This is a genomic window from Bacillus sp. PSXD-155 (assembly GCF_049310765.1).
Taxonomy (GTDB): domain Bacteria; phylum Bacillota; class Bacilli; order Bacillales; family Bacillaceae_G; genus Bacillus_A; species Bacillus_A cereus.
In genome coordinates this window covers 1-16,416 of record NZ_JBMOWC010000076.1, presented here as the reverse complement: position 1 = coordinate 16,416, position 16,416 = coordinate 1, and the positions used below count along the sequence as shown (strand labels likewise).

Below are 16,416 nucleotides of genomic sequence, written 5' to 3'. Positions count from 1 at the left end.
GTTAACCTTTCCAACTTGTTTAGAAAGGTTAACGTTTTTTATAATTCTTTTAATTCGAAATTATTTCAACAGATAAAATAATTCACTTCTAGTTAATTGCATAAGTATGCAATTAACATAATTAATTTCACACATTTCCCTTTTTATATTTTCGATTTCATGAGAATAAATATTTAAGCATCTCTTATTTTTAAAGTATATAATTTATTGTTTTCTACTCACATAACAGACCTATTCGTTAGGTATGAATTTAACGCGAAGATGACCGATTTGCATTTGAATATGTCTCTACCTGGACAAAGACATGAAAATGGATACTTTTCAGACAAGAAAGTGGTTACCTTTTACATAGGAATTACTTCAGTTATATATACGTGTATCTTTATCTTGATTTTTAATAGCAAATCTATTAATCAAAAGAGAACTTTATTTCTGTACAGCTGCGTATAACGATTCTTTCGAAAATAAAAGGCTATTGTATTATAATCTACTTTTACTAGCAATATTAAAACAATTTTAATTGTTAACCTATAGTTTTCTACCTGGACAATAAATACTTTTCCTTTACTTTAAAAATATTTATTTGTAAAGTAATATAACTGATTTCTAATAAAAAAATTATTTTCAACTTATATATTTATCCTATAAGATAAACACTTATACCGGCAGATACTGCTGTCAAAGAACCACCTTCATTGTTTGAAAGAGTTACAGTTCTAGTTGTAGAAGGATTATTTATTAAAGTTAATGTAGCTGGAACAGTCACTACTGTAAAAGCAACGCGCCCTGTATACTGAAACAATATGAATTCCTCTCCTTGATATTATATAAATACAAATCCATTCAAATAGTTAATATATATTAACTATTTGAATGGATTTGTTTGTATAATAGTCTAATATCCAAAATTAAAATATTTAAACTATCCTTAGAAGTAGAAGGATTATTTTATTAAGTTTTCACTAGCTATAGCTTTGAATTTTCAAACTCAAATGCCTCTCTAAACACATACAACATATACTAACTTAAACACTTCCTAAGAAAGTAGGTATAAAATATACCGTCTGTTATCGGAAATCTTGTGGTGTAAAACAGTAATGGTTCTTTTAATTTAGGTGATTTTTATAATGTTTCTCCAAAAAATAATGAAAAAGTTTATAATGGTTCAGGATCTGTTAATGATGCTTTTATTATCAATACCTTTAATGGTTTGAGTGCAACAAATACATTCGATTCTGATGTTGCAGACTAAAATCAATTGGTAACCAGTTAAAACGCATACTATTGATAGGTGCTAAGTCAGAACTCATTTAACCTATTCGGTACTTCCTCACTCTTTTATTTGTAACCCTGTTAGATAAATTATCATATAATGTAGTCATACCTTTCTTATAACTTAAACTCGTCACTTAAGTTATGAAAATGGGATTATACCCTATAACCTTTTTAGGAATCATTCCTATTTTATTTCTGAAAAAGTTGCTCTGCTTTATAAAAAGGGGAAGCGAAAACAATCGCCTTTTTTATTTATGACAAAATGAAAATTTTGCTATAAAACTGCACCTATCTAAAAACCTTATATACGATATCTTGAGTATCCTTTTTCAACATTAGTTTTGATTAAAGAGCGCCTTGGAAGTCGCTCTTTAATTTTAAAACCTTTTCACATTTAAACTGGACAAGCATATATTATTGTCTCTCCTCTTTTCTTTCATAAAATTTCACTTTTGTTAAGACAATAATCCCCTTCATATGTTGTCTTTTTCTTATGAATCCAAATAAGGATTTTGTTAAAAAATTAATTAAATTCTCTAGCTTGGTACACTCTATATCTAAAAGAAGCATTTATGAAAATTTTAAAATACATAACCCTTACTATTGGATGGATTACATTACTATCATTTTGGTATGTGATATTCTTTCCTTAACTCACAATTTGATTTGTACAGTATGCTTTTCTTTTGATGCACTATTTATTAGCAACACCATATACTTATACGGACTATAAAAATATATAGTTCTTGGTCCAAGAGCACCTTTAGGGCATATGGTGCTCTTTTTGATTAAAATAACTATTTTGTTTAATTTATAAAACACACGTTTTTGTCTAGTTCACTTTGTCTCTCTCCCATTTACTATTAGTAATACGAATTTTTCAGAGGTGAAAATATAATGGATAAGTTTTTATCTTCTGCTTCAGTAGATTCTAATTTAGTCGGACCTACTTTACCAGCTATTCCACCACTCACACTGCCTACTGGACCTACCGGCAATACTGGACCTACCGGCAATGCTGGACCTACCGGCAATGCTGGACCTACTGGTAACACTGGACCTACCGGTAACACTGGACCTACCGGCAATGCTGGACTTACTGGTAACACTGGACCTACCGGTAACACTGGACCTACCGGTAACACTGGACCTACCGGTAACACTGGACCTACCGGACCACCCGATGGGCCTACTGGACCCACTGGACCTACCGGGCCTACTGGACCACCCGATGGCCTACTGGAGACGCTGGACCTACTGGGGGCACCGGGCCTACTGGGGACACCGGACCTACTGGGGGCACCGGGCCTACTGGGGACACCGGACCTACCGGGGACACCGGACCTACCGGGGACACCGGACCTACTGGGGACACCGGACCTACTGGGGACACCGGACCTACTGGGGACACCGGACCTACTGGGGACACCGGACCTACTGGGGACACCGGACCTGGATGCATAGAACCACTACCAATATTCACTCAAATAGTCTATGTAAACAAAGCTGGTAATGATGCTATCGCTGATGGTTCTGAATGTGCACCGTTTTTAACAGTCACTGCAGCAATGGCATCAATAACGGATGCTATTGCCCCATTTCCAGACCCTTTAAATATAACTAAACGTTACGCTATCTCTATTGGACCTGGTAACTATATTGAGCCATTGATTCATTTAAAAGCTAACGTGCAATTAGTAGGAACTAGTACTTTATTAACTAGATTACAAATTCCTTTTGATATAAATGATCCATCTTGGTTTGATTTGAACTTTTCACAGGATCCTAGATCTGGGTTTGTCAATCTGACATTACTAAGTGGACCTCTTAATTTTAACTTTCAAACAGCACAAAGTGTTTCAGGTAAATTATTCTTTGTTAGTGTAAATATAACCCCTACTCCTATATTCACAGCCTTATCGACTTCTGTAAATCAAGTGAATATCCGTGACTCAATGTTATCCACCGGTTATACTCAAAATGGAATTAATATGGTGATGTTTGCTTCATTCGTTTCTAGTGGAAATATTACTATTAATTCGCAAGCAACCACAGATACCCAAGTCAATTTAGTTGGTGGAGGAATAAATGGTAATGTCATTATTAATGTGTTATCTGGTCATATTCCAATCGATCCTTTAAATTTAACCAGCTTTGCTATTACAGAGAACATCTTCAATCCCAGCCCTAATTCAGGGAATTTAATTGTCAATGGCGTTAATGATGTTATTACAAGAGTCAGAGCAACAGTTGATTCTTTACCTATTCGCTCACGGATAAACCTTATAGGAACAAATACATCTTTAATTAGAGTTGATGATGCTTTCGATTTAGCTTATACACCTATTAACCCAGTAAATTGGGCTCCTCTTCCCCCTACTACAGTACAGGAAGCTTTAGATCGAATTGCTGCATTACTAGCAGGCACTATTGGCACTCCATAAATACCTTAAAAGCACTTTAACCTTATTATAAGTAGGAGATAAGTTGCTATGATATATGAAAAAAAGTCTCTCCAAATCGTATTGGAGAGACACTTTTAGTTTCTAAGTAAATTCAATTAAATCATCACTTTCTTTCATTAAAATAGCATTGCAATAAAATACAACCTTATTTATTGCGTAATTGTCAACCCTTTAGAAATGTAATTTAAGTATTATATATTTCGCACTGTTTTCATCTAAAAGATATTGTATGGAAAATTCAAAGTTTGTATCATAAATTTAATGATTTACCATTTCAATATATTCTATTTCTCTTTGTCTTGTTTCTCAATAATAAATTTCGAAACTAATTCTGATAATGCTTCTACTTTTTCTTTTATTTTGTTTGATTGATTCGATACCTCTTCAATTGAGGCTGCCTGTGATTGGATTGACTGTACAGTTTGAGTTGTTTCCTTAGCTACTTGCGTTGCGGTTTCAGAAATACTCGACATAGAGGCATTTACTTCTTCTGTACCGGCAGACATTTCTTCTGTCGCTGCAGATACTTCTTGAATTTGGCTAGTAATTTTATTAATCGCCACCATAATATCTGAGAATGCTTGATCTGCTTTATTAGCAGTTTCTTTTCCTTCCAAAGCTTTTTGATGACCTTTGTGCATTGCAGCAACTGTATCTTTTGTATCTTCTTCAATAGCTTGTATTAAATGATTGATTTCATATGCAGATGTTTTAGACTGTTCAGCTAAATTTCCAACTTCTGCTGCCACTACTGCAAATCCTTTCCCATTTTCTCCAGCACGTGCAGCTTCAATTGAGGCATTCAAGGCAAGAAGATTTGTTTGTTCAGCGATGTTAGTGATCGCATTCAGAGCTTTATCAATTTCCTGCGTACGTGTAACAAGCCTCTCTATTACTTTTGATGTTTCTTCAACAACTTCATGAATGCTATTCATTTGAAGTATTGATTGTTTGATTACTTCACTACCAGCATTAACTTGTTCTGTTGTTGTGACAGCCACTTCTGTAACCGTTGCTGAAGACTCAGCTACTGTTTGAACACCAGTCGCAATTTCTTCCATTGATGAGGAACTTTCTTGAATACTTGTAACTTGTCCTTCTATTTTTTTATCAACTTCAGATATAGTTTGAACGACCTCTCTTGATATATGAGATGCTCGTTTAGTATCTTGTAACATCCCATCAGTCGAAGAAATAACCTCTTTTGTTGTGATTTTCACTTGACCAATTAATTGTTGTAAGTTATGCAGCATACTATTAAAAGACTTCACAATGCTTCCCAATTCATTATTCGCTTTATAAGAAGTTCGTATCGTTAAGTCACCTTCAGAAATTTGCTCCATATCCCTTTGCAATAATAAAATTGGTTGTTTAATTGCACTTTTAATGATGTGACCAATAAAGATAACGATTGCAATTGCTATAATAGAGATACTAACAAACAGTATTATGGTATTTGTTGCACTGTCAATATTATTTTCTTGTAATTGCTCTGCATTATTATTATTAAATTGGATAAGTTCACGAATTGCCTGAGTTGCCTTTTTTATATCAGGGTCAACCTCTTTTAAATAATAAGCATATGCTTCTTCATTATTAGATTGTCCCAAATCTTGTACTTTCTTCATTTTTGTTCTTAATTCATTAAATATTTCAAGAAATGTTGTATACAATTCCTTTTCTTTATTAGAATTAACTCTAGACTCAAGGTTCTTTAATAACTGATTAGTTTCTGTACGAGTTACATCATTTTCTGTCGTAAGCTCCTTCGTTCTTTTTTCATCTTTTGATATTATAATCTCCTTTACATTCATATTAATATGATAAAAATTAGACTCTATAGCTCCTATCCACTGAATTGGTAATAAACTATCTTCATACATCGTAGAAGAAGCACGCTCCCCTTTTTTTAGCCCCAAAAATCCTAGTATAGATAATATTATACAAGCTACACTCGCTATAATTACCAATACATTTAATGTTGTACCAATTTTACTGTTTTTTAAAAACGACATTGGATTCACCTCATTTTTATATAGTGATTAAGAAATACATTATACAATAATAATCGACAAAATACGACATATAATCATATATATGCATCAAAAAGATAATATAATTCACTGTAAATATTTAAGTATCTAATTTATGGATGATGCATGTTTAGATTTAATTAATAACTGTAGTGATAATGTATGTAAATTAACCTGTACTTCTATCACCGTACAGTTACAAGAATCTCTATTTTATTTCAATAGAAAAGTCTATACTTAAACTCTATATGAGATTCTCTCTTTGGATGAATATTTTTAGAATTTATAGAAAATTATATATTGAATTCAGGTTCTTTAAAAAATATGTCTAACTTATATGATATTTCTTATCCAACAGTACGTGCCAAATTAGATAGGCTAATAAAAAAGATTAAAGTACCCAGCAAAGAAGACGATGTAGAGTTTGTAAATATGATTAAGGGGTTTGTTATTGATGAACGAATTAGTTTAGATGCGACTAAAATTATTATAGAAAAATATAAAAAAGAAAGGGCTATTTAATTATGAAACCTGTAGTTGGAATACTAGTTATTATTGTTATAATAGTTACTCAAATCTTTTTATCATCTCGAAAAACCCTTTATTTAAGTGGAATTCTCCCTGTAGCATATATAAGTTTTATTGGCTTCTTTCTTTAATAAACTAATAGCTAACGGTGATTATTTGTCTACATGGATAATGATAATGATTGGTTTGTCTAGTTTTTTAAGTATATGAGCTTCAAGCTGAAAACGTTTGAAAAAAGAGACAAAAATATTTAGATCTAGAATTAGGTTTAATTAAGTTACAGAATTTCTAATTTAAAGAGATTCTTGTATTGTTAAGGTCTCTTTTTCGTCTTTTTAATTAGCATGGTATAGCATCACATCATTAGAAAGACTAATGTGAATTAGTATCGATACATTAAAAAACGTTATCATTTCTAATCTAGCCTGTTTTAAAATGATGACGTTTTTTGTCCTTAAAAGTATTAAAATTTCTTAAGCTGATGGGCATGTATGATAACCCTTAATATGATAAGAGAGCCTTTGGGCTCTCTTATTTTTGTTTATTTATGGAGACGGTGGAAACACAATGGCATCGATTGACCTAGCTAAAACTAGAACCCTATCTATATTGAATTCAAAAACACCTGTGCCTCGACGAATTTCAAGTGAATAGTTATAAGTTCCTGGACCAGGAGGTAAATCAGTCCACGTTAAATTATGGATATCAATTATAACAGAACTAGATCCTACTGGTTTAACAAAATTAATTACGTGTGAGTCAGCCTCGATTATTTGTACACCTCCAGTTCGTGTGAATCTAAAAGTTAAACGGCTAGTATAAACATTCTCTTCGTTAAAAGTTTCAATTAAAGTTTCAATCATTGAATCTAGCCTTACTCTTTCCCCTGGTATATTTGTAGTTACTTCAACTTGTAAAATAGTTTGGAAAGTGAAACCCGGATTTTCCGGAATATCCAACCTCTCTGTTGCTTGATTAAAAAAGTAAGAAGATCCTAAACCAATTGGACCGGTTGGGCCTGTTATTCCTGTAGCTCCTGCTACACCTGTAAGTCCAGTAGGACCAGTTATACCAATTCCAGTTTCTCCAGTGGGACCGGTTGGACCAGTACTTCCAATTCCAGTTGACCCCGTTGGTCCAGTAGGACCTGTGAAACCTGTAGGACCTGTAGAACCAGCCGGTCCAGTTGGTAAAGTGAATGGCGGAATAGGCGGGAATGTAGGACCCAGTAAACTAAGATCAAATGCTGATCCACTCAGAAACTCATTTTTTCCATTCATAAACACACCTCCCTATGTTGCTTGTACTTATCATAATTATTAAATGCTCAATACTAGATAAATGATCTTCACATAAGCGGAGTCTCTCTTTTTTTATTTTCTATTTCTACACGTCCAAATAAATTAAAATATATTTCATAATATATATGGACAACCTTTAACTCTTTTATGAGTGGAAACATTTACAATTTTCGGTTCTGAAACCACTCCTACAGCTCTTGATATTCCTCCTGGTCCTCCAATAACTGTATTTGAGAATTTTACAACTAACTATAATAAAACTGTAATTCGTTTTAGTTATAATCCTGTATTCGCTGCTTTTGTTACATTAACTATTAGAACATTTAATTCAACAACTCCACTAATAATTACATTAACACCAGGAGAGACAAAGACCTTTTTAATTGAAGATGTTCAAAGTATAACGTTTTCAAATTCTGATGGTAATGCCAGACTTGATCCATTATTTATCCAACAGACAACATGTATCTGCTGTGATAATTCAAATTCATATTATTATGAATTTAGTGGGGATAATTATTGATAAATGATTTTAGATGGCTACGGCTCTCTTTTTTATTTTTATTCTACAAAATATGACAAAATAGTCGTAAATGGATTTGTTATGCTTGGTTTAAATCTTACATTTTTAAAGCAGATACATTATGGCTAATCCAAAATATACTAAAATTGATGTACGTTTTGGCGTTATAGAATATCCAGTTACATTAGATGCAATGGTTATATCTCTAAAAAACTACCAAAAACAGAGCGAAAATACTATCAAAATGCTTTCGGTTCTTTAAAAAAGGTTATGAAATCTAAAGAAAAAATTCACGCTTTTGATGTAGTTCAACCAAAACTAACTAAAACAGGATTTATCATTTTTGAGGAATATAATCTATATCTTGTGAGTATAAAAGGTGGTTTCTTTGGAGGCACTGAAACTGGATTCCCTAATATTATCATTTGACCATTTGCAGACGTTACATAGTATTCGTTAATTAAAATCGATAAATTCATACTAACAAACCCAAAATGCTATCCTTAGTATAAAATAAACTTAAAATAAGTTTTTGAAATTTTAAAAATACGCATTCTTTGTAGTTGAATGCACCTTTCTTTTATCACTTTGGTATGCTATCTTTTTTCAGTAAAGCCAAGTAAAAAGAATATTCGTTCCAGAAATCCGATAGTGTATTCAAATGAAATAATATAAATTGAAGAAACACAAAATATTTTTACTTCCGTGTTTCTTCAATTTCTCGTTTGTTAATTGCTCAATAAAGAGAGTCTTGTAATATTCCAGTTCCTTCTATGATTTCTTTAATAGAATATTCGTTACTATCATACATACGTAATGCAATTGAAAGTTTTTCTTTTTCTAGTTTCAATCTCCCTAATTTTTTTCCCGTTTTTTACTCGCTTCTAATCCTTCTTTTACTCGTTCAGCAATTAAATTCCTTTCTAATTCAGCAATAACACACATCATTTGTAACATAGCCTTACCTGTAGGTGTGCCTGTATCCATATTTTCCTTCAATGATACAAATTAAATTCCCATTTTTTCGAACTGTTGGATAATACTTAGAATATCTAGAGTTTTGCGTCCTAAACGTGAAATACTTTCAACTACAATGGTATCTCCTTCTGTTGATGCTTCTAAACAGCTACATAACTGAGCTAAGGGAGTTTTTGCTACACTTTGGCTTAGCCATACGCATAAAGCTATTAAATCTTTTGCTTGATACTTACTAGTTCACTGAACAAAACCAACATCCCTAGCAAGATACCGTAAGGTATTGGAAGATAAAAAAACTTTGAATCTCTTGAGCAAATAGTTGTAATTTATCAGATACAGAAATAGACATACAAAAACGCCATCCTTTCCTATGATTCTACAGAAAGAATAGCGTATTTTTTCATTTAAGGGGATATTTTATTCTGCTAGTTTAATAGCGATATGGTACTACCTCATCCTTGTATAAGAGAGCATCCTTTATTTTGATTGGTTAACTATTTAATATGTAATTTTTCTTTTACTTTTGAAGGTAAATCGTCTTTTTGAACTTCCTCATAGGATTTTACTTCTTTATGATTTATCTCTGTATTGTTGTTATCCTGTTGATCGATATAAAGGCGTATGAAGGCATTTTCTTTAAGGGGGGTATCTTTTGGTTTTACACTTCCAAATGTAACTGTTTTTTCTACTCCATCCTTATTATAAGTAGATAAATTATAGAAACGCTGGTTACCTTTTATCTCACCTTTATTAGTTATTTGTACATAGTATTGTTCAGTTCCCATTCTATTTATAGTAGGTGATCTCTCGCATCCTATAGCAAAACTAGAAAACAGTACGAATAATATAAATATAACTAGCGATTTTTTCATATAACTCTCTCCTTATCTTTGTATATAGAAATTATAGTAAAGGGCTTATAGTGAAAAAATTGATTTTAGTGACATTAATATTACAAAATTGTAAGGGTTATTAGGGGCACCATACATATCCATCAACTTAAGGATTTTATAACACCCTAGAATGAAAATTTTGTTTTTTTCGTTTTGAAAGTATTTGCTTTTATTGGCTTGATACGTAGTGCAAAACCTTAGTGTAGCTTTAAAATAAGATTTGTCCATTATTACTATATTTCCAATAAATTAATTCTGTATCTCTGTGATCCATTTGGAACCCTAATTTCATCAAAACATTTTTAGAATTGATATTATCAAGTTCACATCTGGCTGTGATATATTTGACCTCATCATGATTTGATGCCCAGTTTAATAATTTTTGGGCAGCTTCAAAACAATAACCTTTGCGTCGTTGACTTTCATTAGTAGCAAAGCCAATCTCAATCATACCGTCTAAATCAGGATTACCAAAAAATCCAATGCCGCCAACTATTTCTTTGGTATCTTTCACCACAATAATCCAGGAGTCAAATCCTTTAGTTCCATTATTTTTAATCAAAAGTTCCTGAAAGTAGGGTAAAGCTTCAAAAAAATCTGCACCTGGCCACTCACCGTTGGTTTGGTATCCCATTGCTTCAATCGCCTGTATATCTCGCTGGGCTGCAGCCTCAATTAGATTAAGATCAAGGGTTTTTAACATCAGTCTATTAGTTTCAAGCTTCATATTAAGATCACCTTTCTTTTAGGTACTAGTTTCATAGAAAATCTTATAGAGCGGAGATAACTTGCCAGCTGTTTCTCATATTATATTCTTATAATTGGGGTACTGCTACATGCCCATCAACTTAAGAACAAAAACAAAATGAACTTCTGATCATCAGAACTAAAATATTCTTAAAGTAGAGGTACAATTTTATGAATGTGCATGCCAAATAAACCTAGATAGGCATCATTTTTAAAAATTATGCAGCTTTCTTTTGTTTTCTTAAACCGCTATACTCATAAACAATGCCCAGAATATCAAGGACTGTCTTTTTCTCATACTGGTGAAATTTCCGTCTGTTTTTTGTAAGAGATTAAAAAGATGGAGAAAAATCTTTGTTATTTCTTGAATACTTTTTTGTAGAGCTTCATACACCAAATACAGATGATTTTGAATCATGTAAATAGCTTTATATTCACTTAATTCTTTTTGCTTTTTCTGTAGTAACAGTTGTCTCATTTTGAACATAGTGGAAGAACAAAGAAAAATAGCGATTAATTGGCCATAAAGATGACATTCTAGACGTTCCCGCTTAACATTGTGACAACGATTGATACCAAAAGAGATTTCCATGTTTTAAATACACTCTCTATTTACCAGCGTAGAGAGTAGATATCATGAATATGTTCCATCGGAACAATTTCCCATGGGATGTTGGTAATATAAACATTGATTTCTGTTAAACGTTTACTTTTTTCAGAGTATGTAACTCCTTTTTTCTTTTCAACATAAGTTTGTTGTTTCCTACGTTTATGAATTTGAGTTGATGTGAGTCTATATTACAACTCGTGAGGGTAATTTTTGTTGTCCAATATAGGCATTCTGAATTTCATAAGTATCTCCTGGTTTTATCTGATGCATAATATCTTCAAGGTTAAGCAAGACATATAAAGATTGCTTTTTTACTGTCCCATTCCGAAAGAATTCTGGAGATTCATTTTTTACATATACTCTATTATTTAGTTTCAACCGTGAAACATAGAATACTCCCCGTTGATCCATCTGATCTAAATCTTTTAGAGAAAAGTATCCTAAATCTCGAATACATAAATCTCCTGGGTGTAAGGTATCCAAACACTCTGTACCAAAGGTTTTATCATTGTTTTTACCTGGTTCCATTTGAAAATTGAGGAATTTCCCACTATGTAAATCATACTCTAGTTGAATCTTAATACCTGCTGTTTGTGCACATCCTCCTCAACCTGGATAAATAGTGACTAAATGATTGGATGCTTGAAAAATAGTAGCATCTAAAATACGTATACGTTGAAAATAAGAAGTGTATTGGTTTGGAATTTGAGACGAATCATTTAGATTGCTTTTGATTAAAAGGGAAAATACACGCTGTAGAAATAACACAGCTTATCGGTTAAAACATTGATTAAGTCCTTCTGGACTCATAAGTGTAGCTGTATTTGCATAAAGCTGACTACACAATCGAGTAAGAGAATCGCTTGCTACATGTTGACTGATCCGAATACATAAAGCGGCCAAATCTCGTACGCCATACTTGCTTTTACGTTTTACCAAACCTGTCTCCGGTGCGAGCTGTTGAAGAACATGTGAAGATAGATATCACTGCAGTTCTTCAGCGAATAAATGAAACTCATCTTGAATCGATAGATTCATACAAAAACGCCATCCTTTCTGTATATTTCTACAAAAAGAATAGCATTTTTTACACAATATGGGTATAGATTCATCTTAGATTAATGGCAATATGGCGAAATCATTGATACTAGTTACGAAATACTTTTCTATCGCTCCCACTTTATATCAAAGTACCAGCCTTTAATTACCAATCATAACCATTGCGAAAAAATAAGATAGGTTGTAACATTTACCAATATTTAAATGACAAACATCGTTTAAATCATTTCAACTAATATTTAAGAGGAGAATACAATGAATAAAATAAAAAGGTTACTGAAACGTAAGATGACTTGGATAATTCTTATCCTATTCGTATTTGTTTATGTAAATAACAGTTCTTTTTTTGCTAAGAGGGCCGAGGGGACTCCTCTTCTTCTTGCTCACCGAGGACTTTCGCAGACATTTAGCATGGAAGGGATTGAGGGTGATACATGTACAGCAGAACGTATAAATAAACCTGAACATTCTTATTTAGAAAATACAATTCCATCTATGGAAGCGGCATTTAAAGCTGGAGCTGATCTAGTAGAGTTTGATGTTCAACCAACTAAAGATAGTAATTTTGTTATTTTTCATGACTGGACTCTTGATTGCCGTACTAATGGTAAAGGTGTTACAAGAGATTTTACAACAAAAGAATTACAAGCACTTGATATTGGTTACGGTTATACAGCTGATGGGAGTAAAACATTCCCGTTTCGTGGTAAAGGGGTTAATCTTATGCCAACACTTGATGAAGTACTTACCCATTTTCCAGATCGTTCTTTTCTTATTCATATTAAAAGTGATGATGAAAATGAAGGAATCCAATTGGCTGCTCACCTCAAGAAACTACCGGCAAAACGCCTTGATCAACTAACTGTATATGGTGGCGATAAGCCCATTGCTGCGATAAAAGAGCGTATCCCTAGTTTACGAACAATGTCAAAAGCAACCATGAAAAAGGATCTTCTTACTTATATTGCGTTAGGGTGGACTGGCTACATGCCTTCAAGCCTGAAGCATGGAGAGTTACATATACCAGACAAAGTAGCTCCTTGGCTTTGGGGATGGCCAAATCGTTTTCTTAATCGAATGGATAAAGCAGATACTCGAGTTATCGTTGTAGGAGGAAATGGATTTGGGTTTTCAAGTGGATTTGACTCATCTAAAGATATAAAACGCCTTCCTGACGATTATACAGGTGGAATTTGGACAAATCGCATTGATAAAATAGCACCTTTATTTAAGAAATAAGGGATGATATAACAATCGAAGTTTTTTCATCTGTTTAACCATTTATATTTTAAAAGAAGACTTATTAATAATGTTGAAGTTTTATATACCGATAAACACCCCTGATTTCCTATACACAATGGAAATCAGGGGTGTTTTTGGATGAATAGAACTTGCTTTATTTATTTTCAAACAGAAGTACGACAACGTTCAAAGAATAACCCGCTAGATGTAAAAAATGAGCTGAATTCGCATAAATAACTAACTGTAGAGAAGTAAATTTTTCGTTTGGGGGTACTTTCAAAATCTTAGGTTGATAGGCATGGGGTACTGCTAGCATTTTGAAAAAAAAACACGCTAAGCAAAAAATATAATAAGCCACCCATATGGACAGCTCATTTACATAATTCTCGTTATTAGAAGTTCTATTATAGGCTTATTTTCTCAAATACATGAAAGTAGTACTCATATGGGTTTTTACCATTTTGAATTCCTTTTTCAGTATATATCTCTTTCCATAAAGAGAAGTAAATTTTTAGGAAGTAACGTTCTCCCTCAAATGTAGCATGAATCTTGGTTCTGTATAGTTTTTGAGTTTAACGAAGAAATTACTGATAAATTTCTTTTCCTCCAAGGATAAATACTTCTTTTTCTTCACATTTAGAAAGGGCATCTTCAATCGAATAAGCTATATAACAGCCCTCGGCCTTATAATTTTTATTTGTTGTTAAGATAATATTTTTACGTCCATCTAAAGGTTTTCCAATCCATTCATAATTCTTTCTTCCTAGAAGGATAGAGTATCCCATAGTAATTCATCGTAAATATGCCTAGTCATTAGGAAGCCTCCAGGGAATATCGTTATTTTTACCAATTACATTATTTTCTCCTACAGCAATTATTGCGGATATTATCATGTTTTCATCTCCTTCACTTCAATTTCATCAAAGAAAAGGGGTTTATTTTTACTGCATATTCTATACATTTGAAGTTAACATAACGTCCTATTATTAGCAATCGTATATTCGTTAAGATCTTTTTGGTATAGTTTCGATCCTATTGGGAACATTAATTTTTATGGAGGTGATTATAATGAATAATAACAAACAACCAAACAAAACTTCTGTAGGAACAAACATTACATCTACATCTAACAAATTTGGAACAGAATTTGCTAGTGAAACAGATGTACAAGCAGTAAAACAACAAAATGCTCAAGCGGAAGCTAAAAAGAACCAACAATCTAGCCAACAATAAAGTTAACAAACAAAGGGTAATACTTTGAGCAAACTATCCAAGATGCGATAGAGCATCTCTTATGAAACCCAATTGCGTAATAGAAAAAGACTACTTCTTTTAACTAGGAAAAGGTAGTCTTTTTCTGTTTTTAAGCTGTATATGGTAAACGATTTTTTTAACATAACGTCTCATTATTGGTAGCAAGGAAAAAGGAGAACCCTATTCTCACAAGGGGTTCTCCTTTTTCTATAATTCTATGCATATTTTTATACATTACTATCCTGGCACAGTTTTAGGATTCTCCTTTGTTACTGAATGAGCCGAAAAACTATATAAAATCTTGCATGCTCTTAGCATGGGGTTTTTCAAAAATGCTGAAGGTACCCCATCGCTATCAAGTTAAAAGATGTTTGTTCTCCAAAACCTTAAAAAATGAACTAAACTCTCATAGACAACTGTAGTGAAATAAAGTTTTTTTGAAGAACTATGAGTTCATAAGTTGATGGATATGTATGGTAACCCCATATAGCAAAAGTATAACATTTTTAATTTCTATATGAATTAATTCGTGACATGAATTTTTAACTAAAAGATTTCGGAATCATTTTTTTCCATAAGGGAAATACTCTTTTGAAAATCTCTACTATTAATGGATCAAACTGTGTACCGGAGCCTTCTATAATACGTTTATAAGCTTCTTCAGGAGATAGGGCCGAACGATAGGCTCTTGATGAAGTCATTGCGTCAAATGCATCTGCTATCGCAACAATTCTAGCACATAACGGTATTTGATTTCCCTTTAATTTTTGAGGATAACCATTTCCATCCCATCTTTCGTGATGAGAAAGAATTATGCCTTCACTACCTTTTATTAAAGATATATTTTTAAAAACTTCTAATCCTAATTGAGGATGTGTCTTAATAATATTATATTCTTCTTCTGTAAGAGAAGAGGTTTTATTTAAAACTTCATCAGGAATACCTATTTTTCCTATATCATGTAATAAACAAATAAAATGAAATTTTTTTAAATAATTATCATTATATTCATTTGTTTCTTTCGCAAGAATAGTAGCATAATTTGCTACACGTTCACTATGTCCTTTAGTGTATGGGTCTTTTAATTCCATGATCTTCATTACCGATAAAGCTGTTTCTTTCATTTGTTTTTCATAAGAAGCTTTTATTTTTCGCACTAAAAATTTTAATGAAAGAAATACAAAAAATGACGTAATAATGATTGTTATAAACAATAAAACTAATTTTATTGGATAGTTAACGTGAAAATAATAAATAGCGATTAGGAATCTACATATCATACAAATAGACACACATAGAAGAAAACGAATACTTAAAAATAAAGGCGAAGAAACTACTAAGAAGCATTCTAGATAAGGCACATGTAAAGATGTATTTGGACTACGTGTAAATATAAAGTCGTATGTTAGAAAATAAATAATACTAACGACAAGAAAAATGTATTTTGTTAACACCTGTTTATTTATTTTTTGTAAATATTTATTGTATAAAATACATGAAATAAAAAT

General features: G+C 32.3%; 9 protein-coding genes and 8 pseudogenes. 7 read left to right on the top strand and 10 right to left on the bottom strand.

Going from position 1 to position 16,416, the window contains the following annotated elements; translation table 11 throughout:
• Positions 1–637: 637 nt before the first annotated feature.
• A complete protein-coding gene (locus ACO6VI_RS30945) occupies positions 638–802 on the bottom strand; it encodes a hypothetical protein (RefSeq protein ID WP_155119732.1) in 165 nt (54 codons plus the stop codon).
• A 255-nt stretch (positions 803–1,057) separates the two neighbouring features.
• On the opposite strand from ACO6VI_RS30945, the pseudogene ACO6VI_RS30940 reads away from it, so the two are divergent.
• Both ACO6VI_RS30940 and ACO6VI_RS30935 read left to right on the top strand, forming a co-directional pair.
• A pseudogene (locus ACO6VI_RS30940) lies at positions 1,058–1,252 on the top strand (spore germination protein).
• A gap of 920 nt (positions 1,253–2,172) precedes the next feature.
• A pseudogene (locus ACO6VI_RS30935) lies at positions 2,173–3,719 on the top strand (exosporium leader peptide-containing protein).
• A gap of 305 nt (positions 3,720–4,024) precedes the next feature.
• On the opposite strand, the gene ACO6VI_RS30930 reads toward ACO6VI_RS30935, so the two are convergent.
• Positions 4,025–5,755, bottom strand: a complete 1,731-nt coding sequence (locus tag ACO6VI_RS30930) for a methyl-accepting chemotaxis protein (protein WP_065223499.1) — start codon at positions 5,753–5,755, stop codon at positions 4,025–4,027.
• A gap of 288 nt (positions 5,756–6,043) precedes the next feature.
• Here ACO6VI_RS30930 and ACO6VI_RS30925 point away from each other — a divergent pair, with 288 nt between their 5' ends.
• Positions 6,044–6,295, top strand: coding sequence for a DUF2089 family protein (locus tag ACO6VI_RS30925; protein WP_065223498.1), 252 nt, complete (start codon positions 6,044–6,046; stop codon positions 6,293–6,295).
• Between the two features lie 2 nt (positions 6,296–6,297).
• A pseudogene (locus ACO6VI_RS30920) lies at positions 6,298–6,593 on the top strand (hypothetical protein).
• A gap of 253 nt (positions 6,594–6,846) precedes the next feature.
• On the opposite strand, the gene ACO6VI_RS30915 reads toward ACO6VI_RS30920, so the two are convergent.
• Positions 6,847–7,581 carry a collagen-like triple helix repeat-containing protein gene (locus ACO6VI_RS30915; protein ID WP_422424970.1) on the bottom strand — a complete coding sequence of 245 codons (735 nt, stop codon included), beginning with the start codon at positions 7,579–7,581 and terminating at the stop codon, positions 6,847–6,849.
• 665 nt (positions 7,582–8,246) lie between these two features.
• Between ACO6VI_RS30915 and ACO6VI_RS30910 the strand changes: the two are divergent.
• Positions 8,247–8,527, top strand: a pseudogene (locus ACO6VI_RS30910) (hypothetical protein); the annotation flags it as partial.
• Positions 8,528–8,861: 334 nt separating this feature from the next.
• Here ACO6VI_RS30910 and ACO6VI_RS30905 read toward each other — a convergent pair.
• The 5 genes and pseudogenes from ACO6VI_RS30905 to ACO6VI_RS30885 all read right to left on the bottom strand — a co-directional run.
• Positions 8,862–9,232, bottom strand: a pseudogene (locus ACO6VI_RS30905) (recombinase family protein); the annotation flags it as partial.
• Positions 9,230–9,452: pseudogene (locus tag ACO6VI_RS30900) on the bottom strand (IS4 family transposase); the annotation flags it as partial. The pseudogenes ACO6VI_RS30905 and ACO6VI_RS30900, both read right to left, overlap by 3 nt.
• 145 nt (positions 9,453–9,597) lie before the next feature.
• Positions 9,598–9,975 (bottom strand): YxeA family protein, encoded by a 378-nt coding sequence (locus tag ACO6VI_RS30895; RefSeq protein WP_422424968.1) that lies wholly within the window; start codon positions 9,973–9,975, stop codon positions 9,598–9,600.
• 229 nt (positions 9,976–10,204) lie between these two features.
• A complete protein-coding gene (locus ACO6VI_RS30890; protein WP_065223495.1) occupies positions 10,205–10,723 on the bottom strand; it encodes a GNAT family N-acetyltransferase in 519 nt (172 codons plus the stop codon).
• Between the two features lie 238 nt (positions 10,724–10,961).
• Positions 10,962–12,391: pseudogene (locus tag ACO6VI_RS30885) on the bottom strand (IS4 family transposase).
• Between the two features lie 276 nt (positions 12,392–12,667).
• On the opposite strand from ACO6VI_RS30885, the gene ACO6VI_RS30880 reads away from it, so the two are divergent.
• Positions 12,668–13,651, top strand: coding sequence for a glycerophosphodiester phosphodiesterase family protein (locus ACO6VI_RS30880; RefSeq protein WP_422424967.1), 984 nt, complete (start codon positions 12,668–12,670; stop codon positions 13,649–13,651).
• Between the two features lie 407 nt (positions 13,652–14,058).
• On the opposite strand, the pseudogene ACO6VI_RS30875 reads toward ACO6VI_RS30880, so the two are convergent.
• A pseudogene (locus tag ACO6VI_RS30875) lies at positions 14,059–14,547 on the bottom strand (dihydrofolate reductase).
• Positions 14,548–14,722: 175 nt separating this feature from the next.
• On the opposite strand from ACO6VI_RS30875, the gene ACO6VI_RS30870 reads away from it, so the two are divergent.
• Complete coding sequence (locus tag ACO6VI_RS30870; RefSeq protein WP_065223493.1) at positions 14,723–14,887, top strand: gamma-type small acid-soluble spore protein; 165 nt, start codon at positions 14,723–14,725, stop codon at positions 14,885–14,887.
• Between the two features lie 563 nt (positions 14,888–15,450).
• On the opposite strand, the gene ACO6VI_RS30865 is transcribed toward ACO6VI_RS30870, so the two are convergent.
• Positions 15,451–16,416 (bottom strand): HD-GYP domain-containing protein (locus ACO6VI_RS30865; RefSeq protein WP_422424965.1); only part of this gene is annotated, 966 nt, incomplete at its 5' end.